The sequence below is a fragment of the Phenylobacterium sp. T106 genome (assembly GCF_057219735.1).
Genome location: NZ_JBXVWA010000007.1, coordinates 87384 through 113207 on the forward strand (window position 1 = coordinate 87384; position 25824 = coordinate 113207).

The window sequence follows — 25824 nt, forward strand, 5'->3', positions numbered from 1 at the left end:
GAACGGGCAAACGCGTGGCGGGCGTCAACCCTACGGCGGATTTAACCGCGCCCCTTCCGCGACCCTTTACCGATGCGGCCACACATCTCGGCGTGAACGCAAGGAGGGGTGAATGCCCAAGACGACTCTCGACAGCCAGCCCGTGGACTCCGAAATCGACGGCGGCCACTTCGCGACGATGCCCAAGGACATCTCGCACGTGACCTTCTACTTCGACCTGACGCCCGACCAGGGCGAGGACGAAGAGTTCTTCTTCGTGAAGATCGAGACCCCCGACAGCGTCTCCGACGATCTGGACGACTGGTACCAGGACGCCCTGAACGAGATCCTGGCCCTAAATCCCCAGCTGCTGGACGCCGAGAACACCGGCGTTGCGATCAAGTTCGGCACGTTCCGCGGTCACTCGGGCGGCGGCGAGTTCTACTACGCCATCGACGGGGACAGCACCGACGAGGACAACACGCCGACTGGCGGTCTCGTCCATGCCCGCGACTACAAAGCGTTCGGCGGGGGCGTCGAGTATCGCTACGGCGATCTCTTCGCCTGATCCAACCGCTTGCCCCACCCGGGACGCACGAAGCCGCGAGCTGCCGCTTGCGGCTTTGCTCGTTCGTACGCGGTTGCATACGCGTATGATGCGCACCATATCTCCCAGCAAGTTCTGACGGCTTGACGGAGACCATGCGCAACCACCTTCGCACCTTCATGCTGCTCGCGGCGCTGACGGCGCTCTTCGTGGGCATCGGCTACCTGATCGGGGGGCCGACCGGCATGGTCGTGGCCTTCGCCCTGGCCGGCGTGATGAACCTGGTCAGCTACTGGAACGCGGACAAGATCGTCCTGTCCATGTACCGGGCGCAGGAGGTGGACGACTCCCACCCCGAGCCGCTGATCCGCAACTACGTGACCGACACGCTGGAGCTTGCCCAGCGCGCCGGGATGCCGGCCCCGAAGATCTACATCATCGACCAGGACCAGCCGAACGCCTTCGCCACCGGCCGCGACCCGAGCCATGCCGCGGTCGCCGCCACGCGCGGCCTGCTGCAGATGCTGTCCCGCCGCGAGATCCGCGGCGTCATGGCCCACGAACTCGCGCACGTGAAGCATCGCGACACCCTGACCATGACCATCACCGCCACGATCGCAGGCGCGATCGGCATGCTGGCCAACTTCGCCTTCCTGTTCGGCGGGCGCGACGAGGACGGCCGGCCGACCGGCGTCGTCGGCATGCTGGTGATGATGATCGTCGCCCCGATGGCCGCCGCCCTGGTGCAGATGGCGATCAGCCGCGGCCGCGAATACGAGGCCGACCGCGAGGGCGCCGCGCTTTCCGGCGACCCGGAGGCGCTCGCCTCCGCGCTCCGCCGCATCGACGCCTACGCCCGCGGCGGCGTCTACAATCCGGACGCCGAGCGCAATCCGGCGACGGCGCACATGTTCATCATCAACCCGCTCGCCGGAGGCGGCGCGGACAATCTCTTCTCGACCCACCCCTCGACCGAGAACCGCGTCGCGGCCCTGATGGAGCACGCCGCGCGACTGGGCGGACGTCGCGAGACGGCCGTTCCGCTCACCGGCGCCACGCGCCGGGTCGGGCCCTGGTCATAGGCCGCCGATCTCGCCTAAGACGCGATGATGCAAAGCCTTCTGACCTGGCTCGGACGCGCCGCCCTCCTCGTCGTTCTGGCGGTCGCGGCAAAAGGGGCGATCGACCCCCATCATGACGCCGCGGCGATGGCCCCGCCGCCGGACGTGGTGGAGCATGTCGCCTTCGGCTACCTGCTGACGCTGCTCACCGCGGTATCGCTGCCCCGGGTGAGCCCCTGGCTGATCGGGGCGGGCTTCCTGGGCGTCGCCATGACCTTCGAGGTCATGCAGATCTTCGGTCTGGTCTCGGGCACGTTCCAGTGGAAGGACGTCGCCGCGAACGTCGGGGGCGTCGCCGCGGCGCTGGCCCCCATCGCGCTGGCGCGCCGGCGCTACGGCGGCCCCCTCACGCCGTCCGGCAGACCCTAGCGCGACGCCAGCGGCCGCAGCGTTTCGCCACACTCTGCCAGCCCGCTATACGGCCGAGCTTCTCCCAAAAGTCGCCCTGTTCCCGGGCGAGACTACCCCAGGGTTGAATCGAATTGCGGAACCCGTCGGCTCCGGTCGAAGTCTCAGTGTTCGAACTCAACCATAGCGATCAGACGCGACGCATTCGGTCTCGTGAGGCTGCTGATCGTAACGCTGAAATTCCCATCCAGTTGAGCTTGTTATGCCCCTGATCAAACGCAGCCTCGAGATTGACGCCCCGCCCGCGGAGGTCTGGCGCGTGCTGACCACGCCAGAGCTGATCCAGGAGTGGGCGGCGGCCTACCTGGAAGGAATTTCGGTGCGCACCACGTTCCGCGAAGGCGATCCCATAGCGTGGAAGGCGCCTGACGGGGCGACCCGCGCCTGCGGCACCGTCACGGCCTTTCGGCCTGAGAGGCTGCTTCGTTTCGACTACGCCGACGACCCGCGGGGCCCTTTCGCCGAGGTCTTCGAGATCGAGTCCGTCGACGACAGGACGCGGCTGGAGTTCACGACGGGTCCCCTCCCTCCGGAGCACGCCAACGCCCTCAGCGGCGCGCATGACGAAGCGATCCGGGAGATCAAGAGCCTGGCCGAGGAGTCGGCGCAGATCCACGGCCTGCGCTGAGGCTCAGCGCCTGCGCAGCTCACCTGGCTTGTGGGCCGCGATCGCGCCCGTCTTGTCGGACTTGACGATGTATTCCGGATTGTCCGGCGAGGCGGCCACCTTGTGCCCCTTTATCCGGGTGGGCGACGTCTGCTTGCGCACGACCTTGCCCTGCGTGGTTCCCTGGCTGTGGTCCCAGGCGACGGCGTCGCCTGGCTTGAAGGACTTGTCGGTCATGTGCGCTCCGTGAGGCGGAAAGCGAGCCGCGGGGGTCCTTGTTCCGGTTGGACACGCGTCCGGGATCGGGCAATCTCGCCCGCGACATGCCTGACGAACGCAAGACCGACCGCTACGCCGTCCGCAGGGACCCCGCGGGCTACACCACCTTCCTGATCTTCACCGGCGAGCCTGCCGTGGTCGGCGGCGTGCCGCAGAGCGGACTTTCCGAGGAGGACGCGCGGCACATGGCCAGCGTCCTGAACGCCCAGTCCCGGCGCGGCGATTCCTCTATGCGGCGCAGCTCCTAGCGCCCGTCCGGGTCACGCCCTGAGGCTCTCGACCAGTTCGCGGGCGTAGGGGCGCAGGTCCGCCGCGGCGCGGACAACGATGGTGAGCTCGCGCAGGGCCCAGTCGTCGGCCAGGTCGATGACCGCAAGGTTCCTGGCCGCCCGCGCGGCCGTCGTCTGGGGCACCACGCCCACCCCGACGCCCGCCTCGACCATTCGGCAGACGGCGTCGAAGCTGCGAAGCTGCACGCGCAGCCGCAGCGGGACGCCGAGGCGCGCCGCCTTCCCCGTCAGGAAGCGCTGCAGCGAGGCCGAGCGCTCCAGGCCGATCAGGTCGTAGTCCAGCACCTCGGCGAAGGCGACGCGCGTGCGCCGCGACAGCGGATGGCCGCGGGCCGCCACGACGACGAAACGATCCTGCCGGAACGGATAGGTCTCGAGCGCGCCCACCTCCACCGTGCCGGCGACGATGCCCACGTCGCCCACGCCTTCGGCGATGAGCCCCACGATCTCGTCCGAGAGCCGCTCCTCGAGATCGACGCTCACGTGCGGATGGGCCGCGAGGAACGAGGCCAGGACCTCGGGGAGGAACTCGGTGAGGGCATTGGTGTTGGCGAGCAGCCGCACCTCGCCCGAGAGCGCGCCCGCGAAGGCAGACAGGTCCTCCCGCATCCGCGCCGCCTGCGAGAGCATCGTCCGCGCGTGCTTGAGCAGCATGCGTCCGGCGGCCGTCGGCGTGACCCCGTGGCGCGACCGCGTCAGGAGTTCGGCGCCGAGCGCGGCCTCCATGTTGCGGATCCGCGTGGAGGCCGCCGCCAGCGCCAGCGCGCTCTTGGCGGCGCCGGCCGTGATCGAGCCTTCGTCGAGCACGTCGCAGAACAGCCTGAGGTCCGTCAGATCGAAGCGCATCCTTCGCCTTTCGCGAAGGAAGGCTACAGCAAGAACGCATTGTCGTCAGCGCCTGAGCTCGGCAGAACTTCGCGCCATCCGAAGCTTGGAGCCCTGCCGTTTCCCATGCACGCCGCACCGACGCCAGGTGACGCCGCCGCGGGCGGCGGGCGGGGCCGCCGGCCGCAGGCGGCCTGTGCCGGCGGCAGGCGTCGCCCGCCCCTGGTGGCGCGCGATCGGGCGCCTGCCGCCCCCGTAGGGTCGGATCGACATGCCCAGGCGGCCTCCAAGCGCCGCCGTTCGTTGACACCCTTCGTCGGGCGCTTAAGAACAGGTTCGCCGACGGCTTTTGGGGAGGCACGGCTAAAGCCATGACAAGCGTTCCACGCGGTCCCGCCGACCGCCCCATATCGCCACATCTGCAGATCTGGCGCTGGCACGTCACCATGCTCACCTCGATCCTGCACCGGGTCACCGGGGTCGGGCTCTACCTGGCCGGCCTGATCGTGTCGGCCTGGGCGGTTTCGCTGGCGATGGGGCCCGAGGCCTACCAGGCCTTCATGGGCCTGCTGGGCTCGCCGCTGGGCAAGCTCGTGATGCTGGGGATGACCGCGTCGGTCTTCTACCACCTCGCCAACGGAGTCCGGCACCTGGTCTGGGATTTCGGCCACGGCCTGGACATCAAGAGCGCCAACAGCTCGGCCTGGACGGTCTTCGGCTTCACCATCGCGGCCACGGCGGCGGCCTGGGCGATCGCCTTCATGACGGGAGCCCTGGCATGAGCTACCGCACTCCGCTTTCCCGCGCCCGCGGGCTCGGCTCGGCCAAGCACGGCGTCGGGCACTGGGTCGGCGAACGCGTCGGCGCGATCGCGCTCGTTCCGCTGGTCCTCTGGGGCGTCTACAGCGTCATCCTGCTGGCCGGGATGGACTACTACAGCGCCGTCGAGTGGATCGGCTCGCCGGTGAACGCCACCCTGGTGATCCTGACCATCTTCATCTCGACCACGCACATGATCTCGGGGCTGCGGGTGGTCATCGAGGACTATGTCTACAGCCACCTGAACAAGGCGGCCTGCCTGCTCCTCAACCTCTTCGTCGGATGGCTGGCCGGGGCGCTGGCCATCTTCTCGGTCCTCAAGGTCGCGCTGGGGGGCGCCTGATCCCATGGCGGCTTACGAATTCACCGATCACAAGTTCGATGTCGTCGTCGTGGGCGCCGGCGGCTCGGGCCTGCGCGCGGCGCTGGGCTGCGCCCAGGCGGGGCTGAAGACCGCCTGCATCACCAAGGTGTTCCCCACGCGGTCGCACACGGTCGCGGCGCAGGGCGGCATCTCGGCCAGCCTGGGCAACATGGGCGAGGACGACTGGCGATGGCACATGTACGACACCGTCAAGGGGTCGGACTGGCTGGGCGACCAGGACGCCATCGAGTACCTGTGCCGCAACGCGCCGGCCGCCGTCTATGAGCTGGAACACTGGGGCGTGCCGTTCAGCCGCACGGCCGACGGCAAGATCTACCAGCGCGCCTTCGGCGGCATGACCAAGAACTACGGCGAGGCTCCGATCCAGCGCACCTGCGCGGCGGCCGACCGCACCGGGCACGCGATGCTGCACACCATGTACGGGCAGTCGCTGGCGCACGACACCGAGTTCTTCATCGAGTACTTCGCCCTCGACCTGATCATGGACGAGGGCGTCTGCCGCGGCGTCACGGCGTGGAAGCTGGACGACGGCAGCCTGCACCGCTTCCAGGCCCAGCTCGTGATCCTGGCCACCGGCGGTTACGGCCGCGCCTACTTCTCGGCCACCAGCGCGCACACCTGCACCGGCGACGGCGGCGGCATGGCGCTGCGGGCCGGCCTGCCGCTGCAGGACATGGAGTTCGTGCAGTTCCACCCGACCGGCATCTACGGTTCGGGCTGCCTGATCACCGAGGGCGCCCGCGGGGAGGGCGGCTACCTGACCAACTCGCAGGGCGAGCGGTTCATGGAGCGCTATGCGCCCACCGTGAAGGACCTGGCCCCGCGCGACATGGTGAGCCGCGCCATGACCATGGAGATCCGCGAAGGCCGCGGCGTGGGCCCGAAGAAGGACCACATCTTCCTGCACCTCGACCACCTGGATCCGAAGATCCTGGCCGAGCGCCTCCCGGGCATCTCTGAGAGCGCCAAGATCTTCGCCGGCGTCGACGTGACGAAGGAGCCGATCCCGGTGCTGCCCACGGTGCACTACAACATGGGCGGCATCCCCACGAACTTCTACTCGGAGGTCGTCACCAAGGCCGGCAAGAACCCGGACCAGGTGGTGCCCGGCCTGATGGCCGTGGGCGAGGCGGCGTGCGTCAGCGTGCACGGCGCCAACCGCCTGGGCTCCAACAGCCTGATCGACCTGGTGGTGTTCGGGCGCTCGGCGGCGCTTCGCGCGGCCGACACGCTCAAGGCCGGCGCGACCCAGCCCGAGCTGAAGCCGCACCACACCGAAAGCCACCTCGCCCGCCTCGACCGCTTCCGCAACGCGTCGGGCCCCGTGCCCACCGCGGCGCTGCGCCTCGAGATGCAGATGGCCATGCAGGAGGACGCGGCGGTCTACCGCACCAGCGAGGCGCTCTCGAGCGGGGTCAAGCGGATGGCCGCGGTCGAAGCCAAGCGCAAGGACCTCGGTGTGACCGACCGCTCCATGATCTGGAACTCGGATCTGATGGAGACCCTCGAGCTCGACAACCTGATCGGCCAGGCGGTCGTCACGGTGGTCGGCGCCGAGAACCGCAAGGAAAGCCGCGGCGCCCACGCGCACGAGGACTTCCCCGACCGCGACGACAAGGCCTGGATGAAGCACACCCTGGCCTGGTTCGACGACCCCACCGGCAAGGTGAAGATCGATTACCGGCCGGTGCACGACTACACCATGACCAACGAGATCGCGCCGTTCCCGCCCAAGGCGCGGGTCTACTGAGGAAGGGATAGACGAATGGTCCAGCTCACCCTTCCCAAGAACTCGAAGATCAAGCCGACGGGTAAGCACTACCCGGCTCCGGCGGGCGCCTCGAAGGTCAAGACCTTCAGGATCTACCGCTACGATCCGGACTCCGGCGAGAACCCGCGCTGGGACACCTACGAGGTCGACACCAGCCAGTGCGGCCCGATGGTCCTCGACATCCTGATCCACATCAAGAACACCGTCGATCCGACGCTGACGTTCCGCCGCTCGTGCCGCGAGGGGATCTGCGGCTCGTGCGCCATGAACATCGCCGGCCGCAACACGCTGGCCTGCACCCACGGCCACGAGGAGTGCCCCGGCGAGAAGATCCAGATCAGCCCCCTGCCCCACATGCCCGTGGTGAAGGACCTGGTCCCGGACCTGACCCTGTTCTACGCGCAGTACGCGTCGGTCGAGCCCTGGCTGCAGACCGAGACGCCTGAGCCGCAGAAGGAGTGGAAGCAGTCTCCCGAGGACCGCGAGAAGCTCGACGGCCTCTACGAGTGCATCCTCTGCGCCTGCTGCTCGACCAGCTGCCCGAGCTACTGGTGGAACCAGGAGAAGTACCTGGGGCCGGCCGCGCTGCTGCACGCCTACCGCTGGATCATCGACTCACGCGACGAGGCCACCGGCGAACGGCTGGACGAGCTGGAGGACCCCTTCAAGCTCTACCGCTGCCACACCATCATGAACTGCGCGCAGGTGTGCCCGAAGGGCCTGAACCCGGCGAAGGCGATCGCCGAGATCAAGAAGATGCTGGTCGACCGGGTGGTCTGATGCGCACGGCCGCCGCGATCCTCGCCCTCGGGATCGGGGTCTCGGCGCAACCCGCGGCGGCGCAGCCGGTGCTGATGCCAGGCGCCCCGCCCGTCAGCCCCGAGACCGCCGCGGCGTTCGAGGCCGGGCGACGCGGTGATCCTTCGGCCCTGCTGCGCCTGGCCGAAGCCGGCCGGGCGGACGCCCAGACCTACGCCGGCCTTGTGCTTGTCTTTTCCGGTTCATCGCCGGAGCAGACGCGAAAAGGCTGCGCCTGGCTTGAGGCGGCCTCCGCCAGCCGGGCCGACGCCATGCACACGCTGGGTGAGGCCCAGCAGAACGGGCTCTGCGGACCGGTCGACCTCGGCAAGGCCATGGCGACATTCCGCAAGGCCGGCGACATGGGCATGGCCAAGTCGCACTGCGCCGAAGGGAACCTGCTGATCGCATCCGGCGGCGACGCCGCCGCAAGGGGCCTGGCTCTGTGCCGGCAGGGCGACGAACTGGGCGACGCCGACGCCCAGACCGACCTGGGCGACCACTATCTGCGGGGCCGGATCGTGCCGCTGGACGTCGTCGCGGCGCGCGGCTGGTACGAGAAAGCCGCGGCCGCCGGCCACCCGAACGCCAGCTTCACGCTGGGCCAGATCTATTGGAACGGCGATGGCGTGAAGCGTGATACGGCCGCCGCGGCGCGTCTCTGGCGGGTGGCCTATGCCGCCGGGCGCACCGATGCGGCGAGCCTGCTTGGCGATGAAGCCATGGAGCGGGCGGTCCGTAAGCTGGACGGCGAGGACGCGGCCCTGGTCGCCGCCGGCAAGGCGTCGCTGGACCAGGCCGTCGTGGCCGAGGCGGTGGACTGGTACGAGAAGGCGCTGGCCGCCGCGCCCGCTGAGGCGCGGCCTGCGATCGAGGTGCGCCTGAAGCGCGCACGCTTGTTCCAGACGTCCGCCAAGCCAGACGGATAGCGACAGACGCGGCGGGCGTGGCCCGCCGCGTCAAACCGTATCAGGCGGCCATCGGCGCCAGGCGACGGCGACGGAGCATGGCCCCTGCGGCGCCGAAGCCCAGGATCATGAGGGCCCAGGCGCCCGGCTCGGGCACCACGGCGGTATCCGTGGCCTCGCCCGCCAGGATCGCGTACGAGCCGCCGAACTCGAACCGCTTGATCAGCCGGCCCTCGCCGTCGATCCCGCGGAAGGCGAAGGCGTCGGCGGCATTTGGCGTCGAGATGGGCGCCAGAGCGCCGATGTCGTACTCGGCGATCAGCATGTCGTCCTCGTCGAACGCGCGCATGATCACCGGATCGTAGCCCGGCGTGCCGTCGTTATCGAAGCTGGCGTAGTTGAACCCACCGCCGAACATGGCCACGGCGATGTCGAACTCCAGGGTCACGAACGTACCGCCCGTATTCGTGCCGATGATGTTCGTCGTGTTGCTGAAGCCGTTGTTGTTGAGCCCATAGCCGCCGATCCCCAGGACCGAACTGGGGCTCTGGGCGGAATAGGTGATGCCGCCGGGCAGCGAGAGCGGGCCGGCGCTGAAGGTGTAGAACTGGTCGCCGTAGACGCCGATGTCCAGAATCGGCCCCGTGTACCCCACGTCGGACGTCAGAAGTCCGGCTGCACTCGCCGGCGCCGCGCCCAGAATCGAGGCCGCGATCGCGACCGCGGCAAATCCGAATTTGCGCATTGGTTATCCCCACTCGATGCGTCGTGTCGCGGGCACGATTGATCGAACAGCGATCTTCGACAACAGGCTTCGCCTCATGGGAGAGTGCCGGTGCAACCGCCTCTAGGGCGACCCCCGCTCCGGTCTGAAGAGCGCGTCGAGGCCGGCGATGACGTCGTCGATGAGGTCGGACTGGGCGCGGGCGGCCGGACTCAGCGAGGCGGCGCCGTGCGAGGCGGCCCAGACGGCCAGCGTGATCTTGTCGAGCGGGGCGCCGGGACGATCCAGGGCGGCCGCGACGTCGGCGACGAGGGCGTGAAGGCTGGCCAGCATGGCCGCCCGCGCCTCGGCCACAGGCTCCAGCTCGGCCACCTCGGGATCGAACATCAGGGCGAAGAGCGCGGGCTCCGCGCGCGCATAGCGGAAATAGCCGGCCGCCCAGGCGCGGAGGCGCTGGCCGTCGACCGCGGCGCGCTCGGCCGCCTCCAGGTCGCGGCGCAGCTCCCTGAACCCGCCGGCCGCCAGTTCGCCCAGGAGCTCGGTCTTGTTCTCGTAGTGGTGGTACATGGAGCCGGCGGTGATCCCGGCCCGCGCCGCCAGGGCGCGCAGGTGCAGCGGCTGGCCCTCCTCGAGCATGCCCCGCGCCTCGCGCAGCAGCCGGCTCTTCACCTCCCCCACGTGGTACTTCCGACCCGCTTCCATGGCGGCGACTATAGGTCAGGCTGACGCGCGCCGCACAATTCTCCTCTCCCCCCGCGAAGCGGAGAGGGAGAGGGTAGGGTGAGGGCGGCGCTGCCGAGGCGGCCGCAGGGCAGCGGCGCGAACTCCGCAGCACAGAGGCGGGCCCTCGCCGGACCGACAGCGTCGCCCAGCCGCCCTCTCCCGACCCTCTCCCTCTCGTCGCGCCCGGCGGCGCGCGGGGAGAGGATTGCTCAGTTCCGCGTCGGGATCACCACCGGGAGGGTCTCGTAGCCCTTCACGAACACCGAGTGGGTGCGCAGGGGCTCGCGGACGAGGCGGATTTCGGGGAAGCGGGCGAGGATCTCTTCCCAGATGATGGTGAGCTGCAGCTCGGCCAGGCGATTGCCCACGCAGCGGTGGATGCCGAAGCCGAACGAGAGGTGGTTGCGGGGCCGCGCGCGTTCGATGTCGTAGGCGTTCGGGTTCTCGATCTGGGCGTCGTCGCGGTTGCCCGACACGTACCACATGACGACGCGGTCGCCCTTGCGGATGGTCCTGCCCTGGAGCTCGAAGTCGCGGGTCGCGGTGCGCGCCATGTGCGCCAGCGGCGTCTGCCAGCGGATCGTCTCGGACACCATCGACGGGATCAGCGACGGGTTCGCCCGCAGCTTGTCGTACTGGTCGGGGTTCTTGTTGAGCGCGTAGACCGAACCCGAGATGGTGTTCCGGGTCGTGTCGTTGCCACCGATGATCAGCAGCACGACGTTGGAGTGATAGTCGGTGGCCGAGAGGTTCCGGGTGGCCTCGGCGTGGGCCATCATCGAGACCAGGTCGAACTTCGGCGGCGCGTTCACCCGCTCGGCCCACAGGTCGTCGAAGGCGGCGAAGCAGGCGTCGGCCTGCTCCCGCTTGTGCTCCCAGCTCTTGGCCGGCCCGAAGCCCGGGGCGTTGGTGAACATGTCGGACCAGAAGGTCAGGTCCCGCCGCCGCGCCTGCGGATAGTCGAAGAGCGTGGCCAGGGTCATGGCCGTGAGTTCCTTGGAGACGAGGTCGACCCAGTCGAACTCCTCGCCGATCGGCAGCCCGTCCAGGATCTTGCCGGCGCGCTCGCGGATCAGCGGCGCCAGCGCCTGGAGATTGGCCGGCGCCACGGCGGGGCTGACGGTCTTGCGCTGAACGTCGTGGCCCGGCGGGTCCATGCCGATGAAGCTGTTGCCGCGCGGCCGCTTGTCGGCCTCGATCTTGGCTTCGCGGGTCTGCAGGACGATGCCGTCGGCCGAGGAGAAGACCTCGTGGTTCGTGTCCACGGCCATGATGTCCTGGTAGCGGCTGACCGACCAGTAGCCGTCGAACTCCTCGTTCGGCCCGCTCCAGTGGACGGGCGCCTCCTTCCGCAGCCGATCGAAGATCGGCCACATGGCGTCATGGGCGAACAGGTCGGCCTGGGCCGGGTTCAGGGCCTCGATGGGCGTCGACCAGGCCTCGGCTTCGGCGGCCTGCTTGAAATCCAGCGATCCGTCGTCCATGAGCGCTCTCCATCGGCGTTTCCCGATGAGGATGGGGCCTATCCAAACGCTGTTTCGCAAGCGCTCTTGCGCGCCGCATGGGGCGTGAACCCGCGGCGCAAGTTGACGCCAGTGTCACTTTTGGGCATCGGAGAACCATGAGCGAAGCCAGGGTGGTGATCGTGGGCGCCGGACACGCGGGGGGAACCGCCGCGGCGCTGCTTCGCCAGTACGGTCATGAAGGTCCCATCGCCCTGATCGGCGACGAGCCCATTCCGCCCTACCAGCGCCCGCCCCTGTCCAAGGCCTGGCTGAAGGGGGAGGCCGACGCCGACTCGCTCGCCCTGAAGCCCACCGAGTTCTACGCCGAGGCGGGGATCGACTTCCGCCCCGGGACCAGCGTGTCGGCGCTGAACCGCGGCGCGAAGACCGTGACGCTGTCCGACGGCTCGACCCTGCCCTACGACCACCTGATCCTGGCGACGGGGGCGCGCGCGATCGCGCTGCCCATCGCGGGCAAGGACCTCGAGGGCATCCTCTTCCTGCGGACCGCCGCCGACGCCGAGGCCCTCAAGGCCGCGGTGGGGCCGGGCAAGCGGCTGGCCGTGGTGGGCGGGGGCTACATCGGGCTGGAAGTGGCCGCCTCGGGCCGCGCGCTGGGCGCGGACGTGGTGGTGCTGGAGCGCGAGGACCGCATCCTGGCCCGGGTCGCCTGCAAGGCGCTGTCCGATTTCTTCACCGGCCAGCACGAGGCGCACGGCGTCACGTTCGAGCTGGGCTGCAGCGTCACCGCCTTCGAGGGCCGGGACGGCCGCGTCACCGGCGTGACGCTGGCCGACGGCCGCACGATCGCCTGCGACGCGGTGGTGGTGGGCGTCGGCGCGACGCCCAACGACGAACTGGCGAAGGACGCCGGCCTGGAATGCGCCCGCGGCGTGGTGGTCGATCTGGACGCCCGTAGCGTCACCGACCCGGCCGTGTTCGCCATCGGCGACGTGGCCCACCGGCCGATGCCGATCTACGACCGCATGTTCCGGATGGAGAGCGTCCCGAACGCGCTGGAACAGGCCAAGCAGGCCGCCTGCGCCATAACCGGCCGGCCGCGGCCGCCGGGCGAATGCCCCTGGCAGTGGTCGGACCAATACGACCTGAAGCTCCAGATCGCGGGCTACGCCTTCGACGTGGACGAGATCGTCGTGCGCGGCGACCCGGCCACGGCCCGGTTCGCCGTCTTCCACCTGAAGGGCGACCAGGTTCAGTCGGTGGAGGCGATCAACGCGCCGCCCGAGTTCATGATGGGCAAGCAGCTCATCCTTTCCCGCAAGCCCGTGAACAAGGCGAAGCTTGCGGACCCGTCCATTTCCATGAAAGAGGTCGCCGCCTAAACGGCGGTAAGTCAGGGGCGTCCATGGCCAAGATCACCTACGTCGAGCACAACGGCACCGAGCACACGATCGACGTGAAGCCGGGCCTCTCCGTCATGGAAGGCGCCGTGAAGAACAACATCCCGGGCATCGACGCCGACTGCGGCGGCGCCTGCGCCTGCGCCACGTGCCACGTCTATGTGAACGAGGCCTGGCTGGAGAAGACCGGGACCCGCTCGGCCATGGAGGAGTCGATGCTCGACTTCGCCGAGGGCGTCCAGGACAACAGCCGCCTGTCGTGCCAGATCAAGGTCACGGACGCGCTGGACGGCCTCGTCGTGACGATGCCGGAAAGCCAGCACTGACGGCTGCCGCCCGCCCGGACGGCCGGCTCGCCGCCGGCCGCTGACCGCGGCCCACCCCTTCGATCCCCCGACCCGCCGCCCGCCCTCGGCGGCGGCCGCGCGTTCGTGCGCGCGGCATGCATCCAATTGCCAAGCTGCGCATTTCCGGAAGGCGGAAGCCTGTCCTGGCTTCGGGGGACGCGATGCGCGGAACGACACAAGGCCTGGATCAGGCGCAGGTCACGCAGGACCTTGCGCGCTACCGCGCGCTCTTCGACTCGATGGACGAGGGCTTCTGCGTCATCGAGTTCTTCGACGGACCGCACGGCCCCCTGTCCGACTACATCCATGTCGAGGCGAATCCCGCCTACGAGCGCCACGCGGGCATTTCGAACGTGGTGGGCCAGAAGGTCCGCGAGATGGTCCCGGACGAGGCTGAGGGTTGGGTCGAGCTGTACGGCGGCGTGTTGCGCACGGGCGAGCCGATCCGCTTCCAGCGTGAACTGGTGGCCACCGGGCGCTTCCTCGAGCTCTCGGCCTTCCGCATCGAGCCGCCGGACCTGAAGCAGGTGGCGGTGCTCTTCCAGGACATCACCGCCCGCAACCGCGCGGAGGAGGCGCTGCGCCAGCTCAACGAGACGCTGGAGGCCCGGATCCAGGCGGCGCTGGAGGACCAGCGGCGCGAGCAGGAGCGGTTCCGCGAAACCGAGGAGGCGCTGCGCCACGCCCAGAAGATGGAGGCGGTGGGCCAGCTGACCGGCGGCCTCGCCCACGACTTCAACAACCTGCTCGCCGGGATCTCCGGGGCCTTCGAGATGATCGAGGCGCGGCTGGCCCAGGGCCGCCACGGCGACGTCGAGCGCTACCTCGCCGCGGGCCAGGGCGCGGCGCGGCGGGCTGCGGCGCTGACCCACCGCCTGCTGGCGTTCTCCCGCCGCCAGACGCTCTCCCCACGATCCCTGAACGTGAACCGGCTGCTCCCCGACTTCGTGGAACTGGTCCGGCGCACAGTGGGCCCGGGCATCCACCTCGAGACCGTCGCCGCCTCGGGGCTGTGGCGCACCCTGGTGGACGCCAACCAGCTCGAGAGCGCCCTCCTGAACCTCTGCATCAACGCGCGCGACGCGATGCCCGACGGCGGCCGGATCACCATCGAGACCGCCAACCGCTGGCTCGACGCGCACGCGGCCGCCCAGCACGGCTTCGACCCGGGCCAGTACGTGACGGTCTGCGTGTCGGACACCGGCACGGGCATCGACAAGGCGACCCTCGCCCGGGTGTTCGACCCCTTCTTCACCACCAAGCCGATCGGCCAGGGGACCGGCCTCGGCCTGTCGATGGTCTACGGCTTCGCGCGCCAGTCGAACGGGCACGTCCGGATATATTCGGAGGTGGGCGAAGGCACGATGGTCTGCCTCTACCTGCCCCGGCACCTCGGCGAGGAGGACATCGACTTCGTCGCGCCGCCCCCGGTCCGCCCGGCGACGTCGGGCCGATGGACGGTGCTGGTGGTGGACGACGAGCCCACGCTGCGCATGGTGGTGCTCGACGCCCTGGCCGAGATCGGCTGCACCGGACTGGAGGCGGCGGACGGCCCGACGGCCCTGAAGATCCTGGAATCGCCGGCCGGCCAGGAGATCGACCTGCTGGTCACCGACGTCGGGTTGCCGGGCGGGCTCAACGGCCGCCAGGTCGCCGACGCCGCCCGCGCCCGCCGGCCCGACCTGCGGGTGCTGTTCATCACCGGCTACGCCGAGAACGCCGCCTTCAACCACGGCCACATCGCCCACGGCATGGAGCTGCTGACGAAGCCCTTCCCGATGGAGGAACTGACGTCCCGGGTCACCCGGATGCTGGCTGACGCCTGAGCCGCCCGGCCGGCCGCAACCTTGCCCTGACGTCACCCGTCAGCTCGTAGTATCCTCTGCGCGAGGGTCCTTCAGAGACTCACGAATTGGGAGGCCGCCATGCGTCGATTGACCGTCCTGGCGCTGGGAACAGCGCTCGCCATCACCAGCCTGCCCCTGACGGCGCAGTCGGCCGAGCCGGCCGCGAAGGCGGCCGCGGCGTCCAAGGCCTACAAGGCGCCGCGCAACGCCATGGGCCAGCCCGACCTTTCCGGCTTCTGGTCGAACGCCACGCTCACGCCGCTCTTCCGCAACCCGCGGATCTCGAACAAGCCGACGCTGACGCCCGAGGAGGCCCAGGCCTTCGAGAAGATCTGGACGACCGCCCTGGCCGCGGCCAATGAGCCCACCAAGGAGAACGCCGGGCCGGCGACGGTCGAGCAAACGGCCGCCTTCGCCAAGCTCCTCGAGATCCGGCCAGACTTCGCCGCCGCAGGCGGCGACACCGGCGGCTACAACACCTTCTGGATCGACCCGGGCACCAAGCTGGTGCAGATCGACGGCCAGTACCGGACCTCGATCCTGACCACCGCGAACGGCATGCCGCCGGCCCGCAAGGCCGGGGCGCCGCCGGCGGCGCCGCGGTCGTTCCGCGACGACTACACCAGCTACGAGACCCGCTCGCTGGGCGAGCGCTGCATCACGGGGTTCGGCCGCAACACCGGCCCGCCCATGCTGCCGAACGGCTATTACAACAACAACTACCAGATCATTCAGACGCCCGACGCCATGGTGATCGAGGTCGAGCTGATCCACGACGCGCGGATCATCCGCCTGGGCGGGCAGCACCGGACCGACGGCCTGCGGCCGTACATGGGCGACTCCATCGGCCGCTACGAGGGCGACACCCTGGTGGTCGAGACGACGAACCTGCCCGAGTCGCAGCAGTTCATGGGCTCGTGGAAGACCCTCAAGATCACCGAGTGGTTCACCCGGGTCGCGCCCGACAAAATCCTCTACCGGTTCCAGCTCGAGGATCCCGAGCTCTGGGATGCGCCCTGGGGCGGCGAATACACCTTCAACACCCTGAACGGCCGCGTCTACGAGTACGCCTGCCACGAGGGGAACTACGCGCTGCCCGGCATCCTCGCCGGCGCGCGGGTGAAGGAGAAGGAAGCCGCCGAGGCCGCCGCGAAGGCGGCCGCCGACGCCGCCGCAGCCGCCGCCAAGGCGGCGCCGGCCGGCAAGGGCAAAGCGAAGTCCGGAGCGGACTGAGCGGCGCGGGCAGGGTCGCCAGCCTCACGCGCGCCGGTCGCTCAGCGGCCGGCGCGCCCGCAGGTCAGCCGGCGAACCGCCGGTTCAGCTTGCGCATGCCGCCGATCCAGCGATCGTAGTCGTTGGTCTTGTTGCGCATGTACTGCAGCACCTCCGCATGAGGCAGGATCAGGAACTCCTCCTTCTCCAGGCTGCGGACCACGCTCTCGGCCAGCACCTCGGGCTCCATCATGCCGTCGATCGAAGCCACGCCGTCGGGATTGCCCGCGGTCATCGCCGTGCGCACGGCCTGCGGGCACAGCACCGAGACCTTGATGCCCTGGTCGCCGTGGGTGATGGCCAGCCATTCGGCCAGGCCCACCGCCGCGTGCTTGGTGACCGCATAGGGGGCCGAGCCGATCTGCGAGAGCAGGCCCGCCGCCGAGGCGGTGTTGAGCAGGTAGCCCCCGCCCCGCGCGGCCATCAGCGGCACGAGGTGGCGCGCGGCCCACACGTGGGCCATCACATTGATGTCCCAGATCCGCTGCCAGTCGTCGTTCGGGGTCTCGGCGCCGCCGCCCACGCCGATGCCGGCGTTGGAGCAGAAGAGGTCGATGGGCCCGACCTCGGCCTCGACCGTGTCGATCAGCGCCTTGATGTCGGCCTCCTTGGAGACGTCGGTCCTGAGGGCCCGGCCGCCCACCATCTCGGCGGTGGCCTTGGCGCCAGGCTCGTCACGGTCGGCGCAGACGATGGCCTTCGCCCCCTCGGCCTTGAAGCGAACGCACAGCGCTCGCCCGATCCCGCTCGCCGCGCCGGTGACGACGACGATCTTGTCCTTCAGGTCCATAGTCGAGGCTCTCCAACCCGTCTTCGCGAGACACGTACACCGCTGCCGGTCGCCGCGGCCACCCTCCGCGGAAAAATCAGGTTCGCCTCGGGAACAACTCGCGCCAGGGCGCGGTTGAGGGACCGAGGGCGAGGCCCTGGGGAATACGCGATGAAAAAAGCTACACAGGTCCTGGCCGGCATCGCGTTTCTCGCGATGGCGTCGCCCGCTGCGGCGGCCATCGTCATCAACGTGGGGCCGGGAGCCTTGCAGCCTGACGAGAACGTCCTGTTCAACAACAACCCCGCGCCGGCCTTCGCGATTGAGGGCCTGACGAACCAGACGAGCACCTCGCTCACCGTCACGGGCGGTGAGACGCTCGTGGCCGCCGGAGGGCAGGCCCGCCTGGACACCGCCGACGGGCGGATCAGTACACCGTTCACCTATTTTGGGCGCTCGGGACAGCTCGCCGGGTTCGACCTGACGAACAGCAACCTCGCCTTCACCGCAACGGAGTTCCGCTTCTTCGGCGGCACGGCCACGGAGGCGACCCTCACCTTCGTCGACACCATGGGCGAGGTCTTCACGCGGGCGGCGACCATTCCATCGAACGGCTTCTTCAGCGCTCAGGCCATCGACGGCCAACTGATCGACTACTTCAGCATCGCCGCCAACGGGACGATTGGCGACATCCGCCAGATCCGCATCGGCGGGGTCCAGGCGATCCCGGTGGGGGTCGTGCCCGAGCCGGCGACCTGGACGATGATGATCCTGGGCTTCGGCGGGGCCGGAGTGATGATCCGTCGTCGCCGTCAGGCGCCCGCAAGGGCCTGACCGATACGCATACTCGACGTCACGCTAGGGCCCCCGGCTTAGGTGCAGGGGGCCCGCTGTCGTTTTCGGTCTAAGGGGCCTTGGAGGCCGCCTGCTCGGCGAGGAACTTGTCGATGTCGGCGGCGGAGTGGCGCTCGGGCAGCGCGCGGTTGATGACCCGGCCGCGCTTCACCGCCGGGCGGGCGCCGATCTGGTCGGTCCAGCGCTGGACGTTCTTGTAGCTCTGGGTGTCCAGGAACTCGCCGGCCTCGTAGGCGCCGCCCTTGGCCAGCAGGCCGTACCAGGGCCAGACCATCATGTCGGCGATGGTGTAGTCCGACCCGCCCAGGTACTCGACCTCGGCCAGCCGCCGGTCCAGCACGTCGAGCTGGCGCTTGGCCTCCATGGCGAAGCGGTCGATGGCGTATTCGATCTTGAACGGCGCGTAGGCGTAGAAGTGGCCGAAGCCGCCGCCCAGGTAGGGCGCCGAGCCCATCAGCCACATCACCCACGACATGACTTCGGCCCGCGCCGCCGGCTCGGTCGGCAGGAAGGCGCCGAACTTCTCCGCCAGGTGCAGCAGGATCGCGCCCGACTCGAACACGCGGAACGGCTTGTCCGGGTTGGAGCGGTCGAGCAGCGCGGGGATCTTGGAGTTCGGGTTGATCTCGACGAAGCCCGACCCGAACTGGTCGCCCTGGCCGATGTTGATCATCCAGGCGTCGTACTCGGCGCCCTTGTGCCCGGCGGCCAGCAGCTCCTCGAGCATCACCGTCACCTTCACCCCGTTGGGCGTCCCCAGCGAGTAGAGCTGGAACGGGTGCTCGCCGACCGGCAGGACCTTCTCGTGCGTCGGCCCGGCGATCGGCCGGTTGATGTTGGCGAAGCGTCCGCCGCTGCCCTTGTTCCATTGCCAGACCTTGGGCGGGACGTAGTCGGCGGGGTGGTTCTGCGGCGGTGTGGCGTCGTCGGCCATGGTGGGCGCTCCCGTTTCCTCTTCACCTGACGATGTGGGGCAGAACGACGGGTTTGGCGAGTCCGCAGCTTGGCGCTTAGAACACGGCCATGGCTCTCTCCTTCTTCCAGAACACCTTCGCCGGAAACCCCCTGGACCGCGCGTCCGACCGCCGCGGCGACGCCGACTGGCTGGCGTCGCGCCTGGCGTCGTCCGAGTCGCTCGGCCTGGCGCTCTGGAACGGCAAGCCGTTCGTGGAGAAGACCAAGGAGGGCGGCGTCCAGATCGCCTACCTGCCGGCGAAGCTCGCCGGCGAGTTGGCCGGTGGTCCCGAGCGGCTCCTCTTCATGGGGCTGTGGAAGGAGACGGCGGTCTTCGCCGTCGACCTCGAAGGCACGTCCGACCCGGCGCTCGGGCCGCTACAGGGGCTGGGGGAGTTCGCCGACCTGCGGCAGGTTGCGCTGCGGCTGCCCGACACCGACGCCGCCATCCTGGCCACCGCCAAGTCCATGTTCGAGTGGCGTCGCCGCCACCAGTACTGCGCCGCCTGCGGTCAGCCTTCGGAGCCGCGCGAGGGCGGCTGGAAGCGGCAGTGCCCCGCGTGCGAGGCCGAGCATTTCCCGCGCACCGATCCGGTCGTGATCATGCTGGCGGTGCACGGCGACCGGTGCATGGTGGGCCGCCAGGAGATCTGGCCCAAGGGGATGTTCTCGGCGCTGGCGGGGTTCCTGGAGCCCGGCGAATCCATCGAGGAGGCCTGCGCGCGCGAGCTGGCCGAGGAGGCGGGGCTGAAGACCGTCTCCGTCCGCTACCATTCCACTCAGCCGTGGCCCTATCCGTCGTCGCTGATGATCGGCCTCATCGCCGAGGTGGAGGACGAGGACGCGCGGCCCGACCAGACCGAGCTGTCGGAGGTGCGCTGGTTCAGCCGCGACGAGGCCCGCGCCCTGATCCGCGGCGAGATCCCCGACACCTTCTGCCCGCAGCCGATGGCCATCGCCCACCAGCTCATCAAGGCCTGGGCGTTCGAGGAGAGCTGAGGGCTCAGCCGCTCCGCTGCTCGCGCGAGCGCGCCAGCACGGCCTCGCGGCGCGCCGCGATCTCCTCGCCCCGGTTGCCCCCGAAACCGCCGGCGACGGCGTGGCGCGCGTGCACCCGCCGCCCCTCGGCCACGGGCACGCCCATGCTCTCGTTCCAGTCCGCCCTCAGGGCCACGACCATGTCGCGCGGCTGCTCGGCGATGGCGTCGGCGACCTTCATCACCTCCACCATGAGCTGGTCGTGCGGGACGAGCTGGTTGATAAGGCCGATGCGCAGCGCGGTCTGGGCGTCGACGAAGTTCCCGGACAGCGAAATCTGCCGCGCCCACGCCTCGCCCACCCGGCGCGGCAGGTCGACGACCACCGGACCCGGGTAGACGCCCACCCGCAGGTGGGTGTCCGCGAAGACCGCGCGCTCGGAGGCGATCATGAAGTCGCACAGCAGCGCCACCTCGAAGCCGCCGGTCACCGCCGCCCCGTTCACCGCCGCGATCATCGGGATCTGCGAGGCCGCCATGGCGTGCGTGTAGGACGGGAAGTCGGCGAGCCGCTCGGCGCCCAGGTTCCTGAGGTCCAGCCCGGCGCAGAAGGCGGGACCGGCGCCGGTGATGACGATGCAGCCCGCGTCCTGGGCGGCGGCGATCGCGTCGCACAGCGCCTGCGAGAGCTCGGCGTTCAGCGCGTTGCGCTTCTCGGGCCGGTTCAGGGTGATGAGCGCGACCTTGCCGCGGCGCTCGGAGAGAAGGACGGGTTCGGACATGGCGGCATGCTCCGCCCCTGCCGGGGCGGCAGGCAAGCCGCTCAGCGGCTGCGGAACGGGTCGGCGGGATAGACGCCCAGGATCTCGAACCGCTCGGAGAAGAACGAGAGCTCCTCGAAGGCCCGGGCCAGGCCGATGTCCTCGGGCCGTCCGTCCACCTCGGCGTAGAAGAAGGTGGCCGTGAAGGCGCCGTTCTCCATGTAGCTCTCGAGCTTGGTCATGTTGACGCCGTTGGTCGCGAAGCCGCCGAGCGCCTTGTAGAGCGCCGCCGGCAGGTTCTTCACCCGGAAGATGAAGCTGGTGACGCAGGGCTGGGTGAACGGCGGCGGCGGCGGGTTGGCGTCGGCCGTCATCACCAGGAAGCGCGTGGTGTTGTGGTGCTCGTCCTCGATGTCGCGCGCGAGGATATCCAGCCCGTAGATCTCGGCGCAGAGGGCCGGAGAAACCGCCGCGCGGGTCGGGTCCGGCTGCTCGGCCAGACGCTTCGCGGCGCCGGCCGTGTCGCCGGCGGCCTCAGTCTTCAGCCCCATGCGACGCAGCGTGCGGCGGCACTGGCCGAGCGCGATGGGCATGGAGACGGCGGTGGTCACCTGGTCCAGCGTCACCCCGGGGTTGGCCATGAGGTGGAAGTGGATCGGCTTGAACCGCTCGCCGATGATCTTCAGCCCCGACGAGGGCAGCAGGTGGTGCACGTCGGCCACGCGGCCGGCGATCGAGTTCTCCACCGGGATCATGCCCAGCTGGCAGTCGCCGCCCCGGACGGCCTCGAACGCCTCCTCGAAGGTGGCGTGCGGCACGGGCTCCATGTCGGGAAACGCCGCCACGCAGGCCTCATGGCTGTTGGCGCCCAGCTCGCCCTGGAAGGCGATGCGTTGCTTGCTCATGCCACGGTCCTTGCGAATTCCCGCGCCCGCTCGAGGTCGGCGGGGCTGTCGACGGAGATGGGCGCCGCGTCGGCCACGGCCGCCCAGATGGTGAGGCCCAGCTCCATGGCGCGGAGCTGCTCCAGCTTCTCGCGCCGCTCCAGGGGCGACGGCGGGGCGGCGTTGAACCGCTGCAGGGCGCCGCGGCGGTAGCCGTAGATCCCGATGTGCCGCCAGACCGGGCCCTCGCCATAGAGGGTCGAGCGGGTGAAGTAGAGGGCCCGGCCGCTGCGGCCGTCGGGCTCCATGGCCAGGACGGCCTTCACGACATCGGGGTTGGCGCGGTCGGCCGCCGACGTCTCGGGCGCGACCAGTGTCGCGATGTCGCAGCAGGCGTGGGTGGCCAGGAGCGCGCCGCAGTCCAGCAGCACCGAGGCCCCGACGAAGGGCATGTCGCCCTGCAGGTTGATCACCACGTCATGGCGTGTGGCCGGGTCGACCTCTGCCAGGGCGGCGAGGATGCGGTCGCTGCCGGACGGCAGCCCGGGATCGGTGAGCACCGCCCGGCCGCCGGCGTCCTCCACCGCCGCGACGATCTCGGGATCGCCGGCGGCCACGACCACGGGACCCATGTCCGCGGCCAGCGCCTGGCGCAGGACACGCACGATCATGGGCGTGCCGCCGATGTCGGCGAGCGGCTTGCCCGGCAAGCGGGTCGCGGCCATGCGCGCCGGGATGAGGACGATCGGGTTCATGGGTGTCGTGGCAGGTTGCGCGAGCGCCGGTAGCGTGTAAGAGAGCCGCACGCAACAAGGGGCGGGATTCCCGCGCGCGCGCGGGGCTTCGACCCGTGGCCGTTTGAGAGGCGTGACCAGGGGACTATGAGCGACCTGACGTTGAACAAGATCTTCGGCGCAGTGCTGGCGACCGGGCTCGCCATCGTTGGCCTTCGCGAGCTCTCGATCGGGGTGTTCGAGCCGAGCAAGCCGACCAAGGCCGGCTATGCCGTGGAAGTCGCCGAAGAGGCGGGCGGCGGCGGCGGCGAAGCCGAGCTCCCGCCGGATTGGGGCACGCTGCTGCCGACGGCCGACGTCGCCGCCGGCGAGGCGGCCTTCGCCAAGTGCAAGTCGTGCCACGTGGCCGATGCGTCGAACGCGAACGGCACCGGCCCGGGTCTGCACGCGGTGGTCGGCCGCAAGCCCGCCAGCCACGCCGGCTTCGCCTATTCGCCCGCGATGACCGCCTACGCCGGCGCCCATCCGGTCTGGACCTACGACGAGCTCGACGCCTTCCTGAAGGCCCCGCAAAAGCACATCCAGGGCACGAAGATGACGTTCGTGGGCCTGAAGAAGCAGGAAGAACGCGTCGCCGTGATCGCCTACCTGCGCGCCCAGGGTGGCACCCTGCCGATCCCGGCGCCCGATCCGACCCGCCAGCCGGGCGCGGCCGCAGCCGCGGCTCCCGCGGCGGCGGATGCTGCGGCTCCGGCCGCGGCTGGCGAACCCACCGGCGTCACGGCCGCGCCCGCGACGCAAGGCGCCGCCGGGCAGGGCCCGGGCGCCGCGCCCGTCCAGAAGGGCGCCACCGCCGGCGCCCCGACGACGGCCGGCGCGGACTCCCAGCCCAAGCGCTGAGGCGTCTCTGAACATCAGACTGCAGTGGCCGGGCTCGTCCCGGCCATTTGCGTTTTGGGCGCCTCGAACTTCCAAGCTGTAATCCCGGTTTCGCCACAGGCGAACACCGGGACCCATAGACTCCGCGGTTCCGGAAGAGGCGCAGCGCCGCCCCCCGCGGGGCCGCCCCCGCCGGCCGGCGCTTATGGATCCCGGCCTTCGGCTTCGCCGAAGCCGGGATGACAGCTCGGGGTGGGTTCGCGACTAGAGCGCTAGGGCCGCCGGTAGGCCGTGGGCTCGCCGGAGCCGGCCGCCGCGATGCGCGCGACGGCGTCGGCCAGGGGCTCCATCACCGTGGCCATGTGGAAGCCGTTGGCGTGGACGATGCGGCCCTCCCCCACGCCCATGGCCACATGGCCCTTCCAGAACACCAGGTCGCCGCGGCCGAAGTCGGCGGCCTCGATCGGGGCGCCGAGCGCCTGCTGCTGGTCGGTGTCGCGCGGGCAAGCGCGGCCGCACGCGAAGAGGGCCTGCTGCACGAGGCCCGAGCAGTCGGCGCCGAGGCTCTCGCGGCCGCCCCACAGATAGGGGGCGCCGACGAAGCGCTGCGCCACGTCCGCCCAGTCGTCCTCGAAGACCCCGATCGGCGACAGGTGATCGGCCGTCATCCAGCCGGCGCCCGCCACCCTGGCCAGCCGACCCTCGGTGGCTTCGACGGTCACCAGGCTGTTGATCGAGTATGGACCGCTCGCGCGCGACTTGATGCTGGGTCCGGCGAACGCATAGGTCCGCAGCGCGGAGACGCGGTGGGTGGGCGCAGCGCCGGCCGGAGCGAGCGCGGCGGCCTGCACGAACCCGACGTACCCGTCGCGGGCGGCCTGGCCCCAGAGCCAGTCGCCCTCTTCCTCGATGACCTCGAACCGCTCGCCGAACAGCAGCTGATCGACCTGCTCGGCCTCGGCGTCGGGCGCCGACCGGATGGCCGCGGCCGCGACGCCGCAGCTCATGGCGCGCGGGTCCAGGTAGACCTCGGCCTCGACCACGCCCTCCAGGCTGCGCGCGGCGATCCCGTCGCGCCAGGGCGTGATGCGCGGATCGTGCTTCATGCGAAACGCTCACGGATCATGCGGTAGAGGCCGCGGACGGCCTGCGCCTCGCCGCCAGCAGGGAATCCCGGACGATTCCGCGGGTTCCACGCGAAGATGTCGAGATGGACCCAGGGCGACGGCGGCGCGAACCGCTGCAGGAACAGCGCGGCGGTCACCGAGCCCGCCTGGGCCCAGCCGTCGGGGTCGTTCTTGATGTCCGCCACGTCGCTGTCGAGCGCGTCGGCGTAGGGCTTCCAGAGCGGCATGCGCCAAAGGGGGTCCGATTCCGCCCGGGCCGCAGCCTCGATCTGCGCGGCGAGTTCGTCGTCCTCCGTGAAGAACGGCGGAAGCTGCGGACCCAGGGCGATGCGGGCGGCCCCGGTCAGGGTGGCGAGGTCGATGGTGAGCGCCGGCTCGAGCTCGCAGGCGCGGGTCAGCGCGTCGGCGAGGATGAGGCGCCCCTCGGCGTCGGTGTTGCCCACCTCGATGGAGAGGCCCTTGCGCGAGGCGAGCACGTCGCCGGGCCGCATGGCGTCGCCCGAGATCGCGTTCTCGACCACGGGCACGAGCACCGCCAGCCTGACCGGCAGCCGGCCGGCCATGATCATGCGCCCGAGGGCCAGGGCGTGCGCCGCGCCGCCCATGTCCTTCTTCATCAGCCGCATGCCGGCCGACGGCTTGATGTCGAGGCCGCCGGTGTCGAAGACCACGCCCTTGCCGATGACGCAGACCAGCGGCTTGCCCGCCTCGCCCCAGCGCATCTCGATGAAGCGCGGCGCGCGCGAGGGATCGGCCGCGCGGCCCACGGCATGGACCGCCGGGTAGTTGGCCTCGAGCAGGCCCTCGCCCTCGATGACCGTGATCTGCGCGCCATGCTGCTCGGCGATCTCGCGGGCGATGGTCTCGATCTGCAGCGGGCCCATGTCGTTGGCCGGCGTGTTGATCATGTCGCGGGCGAGCGCGCAGGCCTGGGCGACCTGACGGACCTCCGCGGCGGCGCAGCCATCGACCAGCAACCGGGGCCGCTCTCCGGCGGGCTTCTTGTATCGATCGAACCGGTAGCCGCCGAGCGCGAAGGCCAGGGCGACGCGGTCGGGCGACGCGCCTTGCGGCGCCCGGGCGAGGCGATAGACGCCCGCCGGCAGCCGGGCCGCCAGGGCGCGGAACGCCGCCTCGGGCTCGGCCTCGCCCAGGCCGAGCAGCACCCGGTCCAGGTCGCCCTTCGCGTCGGGGACCAGCAGCAGCTGCCCGGCCTTGCCCTTGAAGTCGGAGGTGCGGGCGAGGGCCGCGGCGAAGGAGTCGGCCTCCAGGGCCGCGGCGGTTTCGGCCTCGGTGAAGGCGTGGACCGGGACGGACGGGCCGTCCCAGGCGTCGAGGATCACGTCCGACATGCGACCTCTCCTGTCG

At 70.2% G+C, this 25824-nt stretch carries 27 protein-coding genes and 2 pseudogenes; 17 read left to right on the forward strand and 12 right to left on the reverse strand.

Features of this window, described 5'->3' with window-relative positions:
* Positions 1–112: 112 nt before the first annotated feature.
* The 4 genes from AC2D8W_RS16165 (at position 113) to AC2D8W_RS16180 (ending at position 2683) form a co-directional block, all read left to right on the forward strand.
* Positions 113–547, forward strand: coding sequence for a hypothetical protein (locus tag AC2D8W_RS16165; RefSeq protein ID WP_484672392.1), 435 nt, complete (start codon positions 113–115; stop codon positions 545–547).
* Between the two features lie 134 nt (positions 548–681).
* Positions 682–1608: a zinc metalloprotease HtpX gene (gene htpX / locus AC2D8W_RS16170; RefSeq protein WP_484672393.1), complete on the forward strand. Its 927-nt coding sequence runs from the start codon at positions 682–684 to the stop codon at positions 1606–1608.
* 27 nt (positions 1609–1635) lie between these two features.
* Positions 1636–2016, forward strand: coding sequence for a hypothetical protein (locus AC2D8W_RS16175; protein ID WP_484672394.1), 381 nt, complete (start codon positions 1636–1638; stop codon positions 2014–2016).
* Between the two features lie 241 nt (positions 2017–2257).
* Positions 2258–2683 (forward strand): SRPBCC family protein, encoded by a 426-nt coding sequence (locus AC2D8W_RS16180; protein WP_484672395.1) that lies wholly within the window; start codon positions 2258–2260, stop codon positions 2681–2683.
* Between the two features lie 3 nt (positions 2684–2686).
* On the opposite strand, the gene AC2D8W_RS16185 is transcribed toward AC2D8W_RS16180, so the two are convergent.
* Complete coding sequence (locus AC2D8W_RS16185; protein WP_293484772.1) at positions 2687–2899, reverse strand: hypervirulence associated TUDOR domain-containing protein; 213 nt, start codon at positions 2897–2899, stop codon at positions 2687–2689.
* Positions 2900–2985: 86 nt separating this feature from the next.
* On the opposite strand from AC2D8W_RS16185, the gene AC2D8W_RS16190 reads away from it, so the two are divergent.
* A complete protein-coding gene (locus AC2D8W_RS16190; protein WP_293484770.1) occupies positions 2986–3189 on the forward strand; it encodes a hypothetical protein in 204 nt (67 codons plus the stop codon).
* A gap of 12 nt (positions 3190–3201) precedes the next feature.
* On the opposite strand, the gene AC2D8W_RS16195 is transcribed toward AC2D8W_RS16190, so the two are convergent.
* Entirely contained in the window at positions 3202–4077 is an 876-nt protein-coding gene (locus AC2D8W_RS16195) for a LysR family transcriptional regulator (protein ID WP_484672396.1), read from the reverse strand.
* Between the two features lie 350 nt (positions 4078–4427).
* On the opposite strand from AC2D8W_RS16195, the gene sdhC reads away from it, so the two are divergent.
* Genes sdhC through AC2D8W_RS16220 form a run of 5 tightly spaced genes read left to right on the forward strand, consistent with a single transcriptional unit; the run spans position 4428 to position 8758 of the window.
* Positions 4428–4838 carry a succinate dehydrogenase, cytochrome b556 subunit gene (gene sdhC / locus AC2D8W_RS16200; protein WP_484672397.1) on the forward strand — a complete coding sequence of 137 codons (411 nt, stop codon included), beginning with the start codon at positions 4428–4430 and terminating at the stop codon, positions 4836–4838.
* Positions 4835–5218 carry a succinate dehydrogenase, hydrophobic membrane anchor protein gene (sdhD, locus tag AC2D8W_RS16205; protein ID WP_293484764.1) on the forward strand — a complete coding sequence of 128 codons (384 nt, stop codon included), beginning with the start codon at positions 4835–4837 and terminating at the stop codon, positions 5216–5218. The genes sdhC and sdhD overlap by 4 nt, the downstream gene beginning before the upstream one ends.
* A 4-nt stretch (positions 5219–5222) precedes the next feature.
* Complete coding sequence (sdhA, locus tag AC2D8W_RS16210; protein ID WP_484672398.1) at positions 5223–7010, forward strand: succinate dehydrogenase flavoprotein subunit; 1788 nt, start codon at positions 5223–5225, stop codon at positions 7008–7010.
* 15 nt (positions 7011–7025) lie between these two features.
* The gene (locus AC2D8W_RS16215; RefSeq protein ID WP_293484761.1) at positions 7026–7811 is read left to right on the forward strand and encodes a succinate dehydrogenase iron-sulfur subunit; all 786 of its coding nucleotides are present in this window, start codon (positions 7026–7028) and stop codon (positions 7809–7811) included.
* Complete coding sequence (locus tag AC2D8W_RS16220; RefSeq protein ID WP_484672399.1) at positions 7811–8758, forward strand: tetratricopeptide repeat protein; 948 nt, start codon at positions 7811–7813, stop codon at positions 8756–8758. The genes AC2D8W_RS16215 and AC2D8W_RS16220 overlap by 1 nt, the downstream gene beginning before the upstream one ends.
* 40 nt (positions 8759–8798) lie before the next feature.
* Here the strand turns inward: AC2D8W_RS16220 and AC2D8W_RS16225 are convergent.
* The 3 genes and pseudogenes from AC2D8W_RS16225 to AC2D8W_RS16235 form a co-directional block, all read right to left on the reverse strand.
* A pseudogene (locus AC2D8W_RS16225) lies at positions 8799–8894 on the reverse strand (PEPxxWA-CTERM sorting domain-containing protein); the annotation flags it as partial.
* Positions 8895–9584: 690 nt separating this feature from the next.
* The gene (locus AC2D8W_RS16230; RefSeq protein ID WP_484672400.1) at positions 9585–10163 is read right to left on the reverse strand and encodes a TetR/AcrR family transcriptional regulator; all 579 of its coding nucleotides are present in this window, start codon (positions 10161–10163) and stop codon (positions 9585–9587) included.
* Positions 10164–10393: 230 nt separating this feature from the next.
* A complete protein-coding gene (locus AC2D8W_RS16235; RefSeq protein WP_484672401.1) occupies positions 10394–11668 on the reverse strand; it encodes a cytochrome P450 in 1275 nt (424 codons plus the stop codon).
* Positions 11669–11805: 137 nt separating this feature from the next.
* On the opposite strand from AC2D8W_RS16235, the gene AC2D8W_RS16240 reads away from it, so the two are divergent.
* From AC2D8W_RS16240 to AC2D8W_RS16255, 4 genes and pseudogenes are all read left to right on the forward strand, one after another.
* Positions 11806–13032 (forward strand): NAD(P)/FAD-dependent oxidoreductase, encoded by a 1227-nt coding sequence (locus AC2D8W_RS16240; protein WP_293484753.1) that lies wholly within the window; start codon positions 11806–11808, stop codon positions 13030–13032.
* Between the two features lie 23 nt (positions 13033–13055).
* Complete coding sequence (locus AC2D8W_RS16245) at positions 13056–13376, forward strand: 2Fe-2S iron-sulfur cluster-binding protein (protein WP_293484751.1); 321 nt, start codon at positions 13056–13058, stop codon at positions 13374–13376.
* A gap of 227 nt (positions 13377–13603) precedes the next feature.
* Positions 13604–15223, forward strand: a pseudogene (locus tag AC2D8W_RS16250) (ATP-binding protein); the annotation flags it as partial.
* A gap of 99 nt (positions 15224–15322) precedes the next feature.
* Positions 15323–16477: a hypothetical protein gene (locus tag AC2D8W_RS16255; RefSeq protein ID WP_484672402.1), complete on the forward strand. Its 1155-nt coding sequence runs from the start codon at positions 15323–15325 to the stop codon at positions 16475–16477.
* Positions 16478–16541: 64 nt separating this feature from the next.
* On the opposite strand, the gene AC2D8W_RS16260 is transcribed toward AC2D8W_RS16255, so the two are convergent.
* The gene (locus tag AC2D8W_RS16260) at positions 16542–17306 is read right to left on the reverse strand and encodes an SDR family oxidoreductase (RefSeq protein ID WP_484672403.1); all 765 of its coding nucleotides are present in this window, start codon (positions 17304–17306) and stop codon (positions 16542–16544) included.
* A 150-nt stretch (positions 17307–17456) separates the two neighbouring features.
* On the opposite strand from AC2D8W_RS16260, the gene AC2D8W_RS16265 reads away from it, so the two are divergent.
* Positions 17457–18119, forward strand: coding sequence for a PEPxxWA-CTERM sorting domain-containing protein (locus AC2D8W_RS16265; RefSeq protein ID WP_484672404.1), 663 nt, complete (start codon positions 17457–17459; stop codon positions 18117–18119).
* A gap of 70 nt (positions 18120–18189) precedes the next feature.
* Here the strand turns inward: AC2D8W_RS16265 and yghU are convergent, their stop codons facing one another.
* Positions 18190–19074, reverse strand: coding sequence for a glutathione-dependent disulfide-bond oxidoreductase (gene yghU, locus AC2D8W_RS16270; RefSeq protein WP_484672405.1), 885 nt, complete (start codon positions 19072–19074; stop codon positions 18190–18192).
* A gap of 89 nt (positions 19075–19163) precedes the next feature.
* Here yghU and nudC point away from each other — a divergent pair, with 89 nt between their 5' ends.
* On the forward strand, positions 19164–20093 hold the full coding sequence (nudC, locus tag AC2D8W_RS16275) for an NAD(+) diphosphatase (RefSeq protein ID WP_484672406.1): 930 nt from the start codon (positions 19164–19166) through the stop codon (positions 20091–20093).
* A gap of 4 nt (positions 20094–20097) precedes the next feature.
* On the opposite strand, the gene AC2D8W_RS16280 is transcribed toward nudC, so the two are convergent.
* From AC2D8W_RS16280 to AC2D8W_RS16290, 3 genes are read right to left on the reverse strand one after another with little or no spacing between them, the layout of a single operon-like run.
* Complete coding sequence (locus AC2D8W_RS16280) at positions 20098–20853, reverse strand: enoyl-CoA hydratase (protein ID WP_484672407.1); 756 nt, start codon at positions 20851–20853, stop codon at positions 20098–20100.
* A 41-nt stretch (positions 20854–20894) separates the two neighbouring features.
* On the reverse strand, positions 20895–21737 hold the full coding sequence (locus tag AC2D8W_RS16285; protein ID WP_293484739.1) for a prephenate dehydratase: 843 nt from the start codon (positions 21735–21737) through the stop codon (positions 20895–20897).
* Complete coding sequence (locus AC2D8W_RS16290; protein ID WP_484672408.1) at positions 21734–22471, reverse strand: 3-deoxy-manno-octulosonate cytidylyltransferase; 738 nt, start codon at positions 22469–22471, stop codon at positions 21734–21736. The genes AC2D8W_RS16285 and AC2D8W_RS16290 overlap by 4 nt, the downstream gene beginning before the upstream one ends.
* Positions 22472–22597: 126 nt before the next feature.
* Here AC2D8W_RS16290 and AC2D8W_RS16295 point away from each other — a divergent pair, with 126 nt between their 5' ends.
* Positions 22598–23350, forward strand: coding sequence for a c-type cytochrome (locus AC2D8W_RS16295; protein WP_293484735.1), 753 nt, complete (start codon positions 22598–22600; stop codon positions 23348–23350).
* 251 nt (positions 23351–23601) lie between these two features.
* Here AC2D8W_RS16295 and AC2D8W_RS16300 read toward each other — a convergent pair whose 3' ends face one another.
* Together AC2D8W_RS16300 and AC2D8W_RS16305 are read right to left on the reverse strand one after the other, a co-directional pair.
* Entirely contained in the window at positions 23602–24435 is an 834-nt protein-coding gene (locus AC2D8W_RS16300) for a C40 family peptidase (RefSeq protein WP_484672409.1), read from the reverse strand.
* Positions 24432–25808, reverse strand: a complete 1377-nt coding sequence (locus AC2D8W_RS16305) for a leucyl aminopeptidase family protein (protein WP_484672410.1) — start codon at positions 25806–25808, stop codon at positions 24432–24434. Before AC2D8W_RS16305 ends, AC2D8W_RS16300 begins: the two co-directional genes overlap by 4 nt.
* Between the last annotated feature and the right edge of the window lie 16 nt (positions 25809–25824).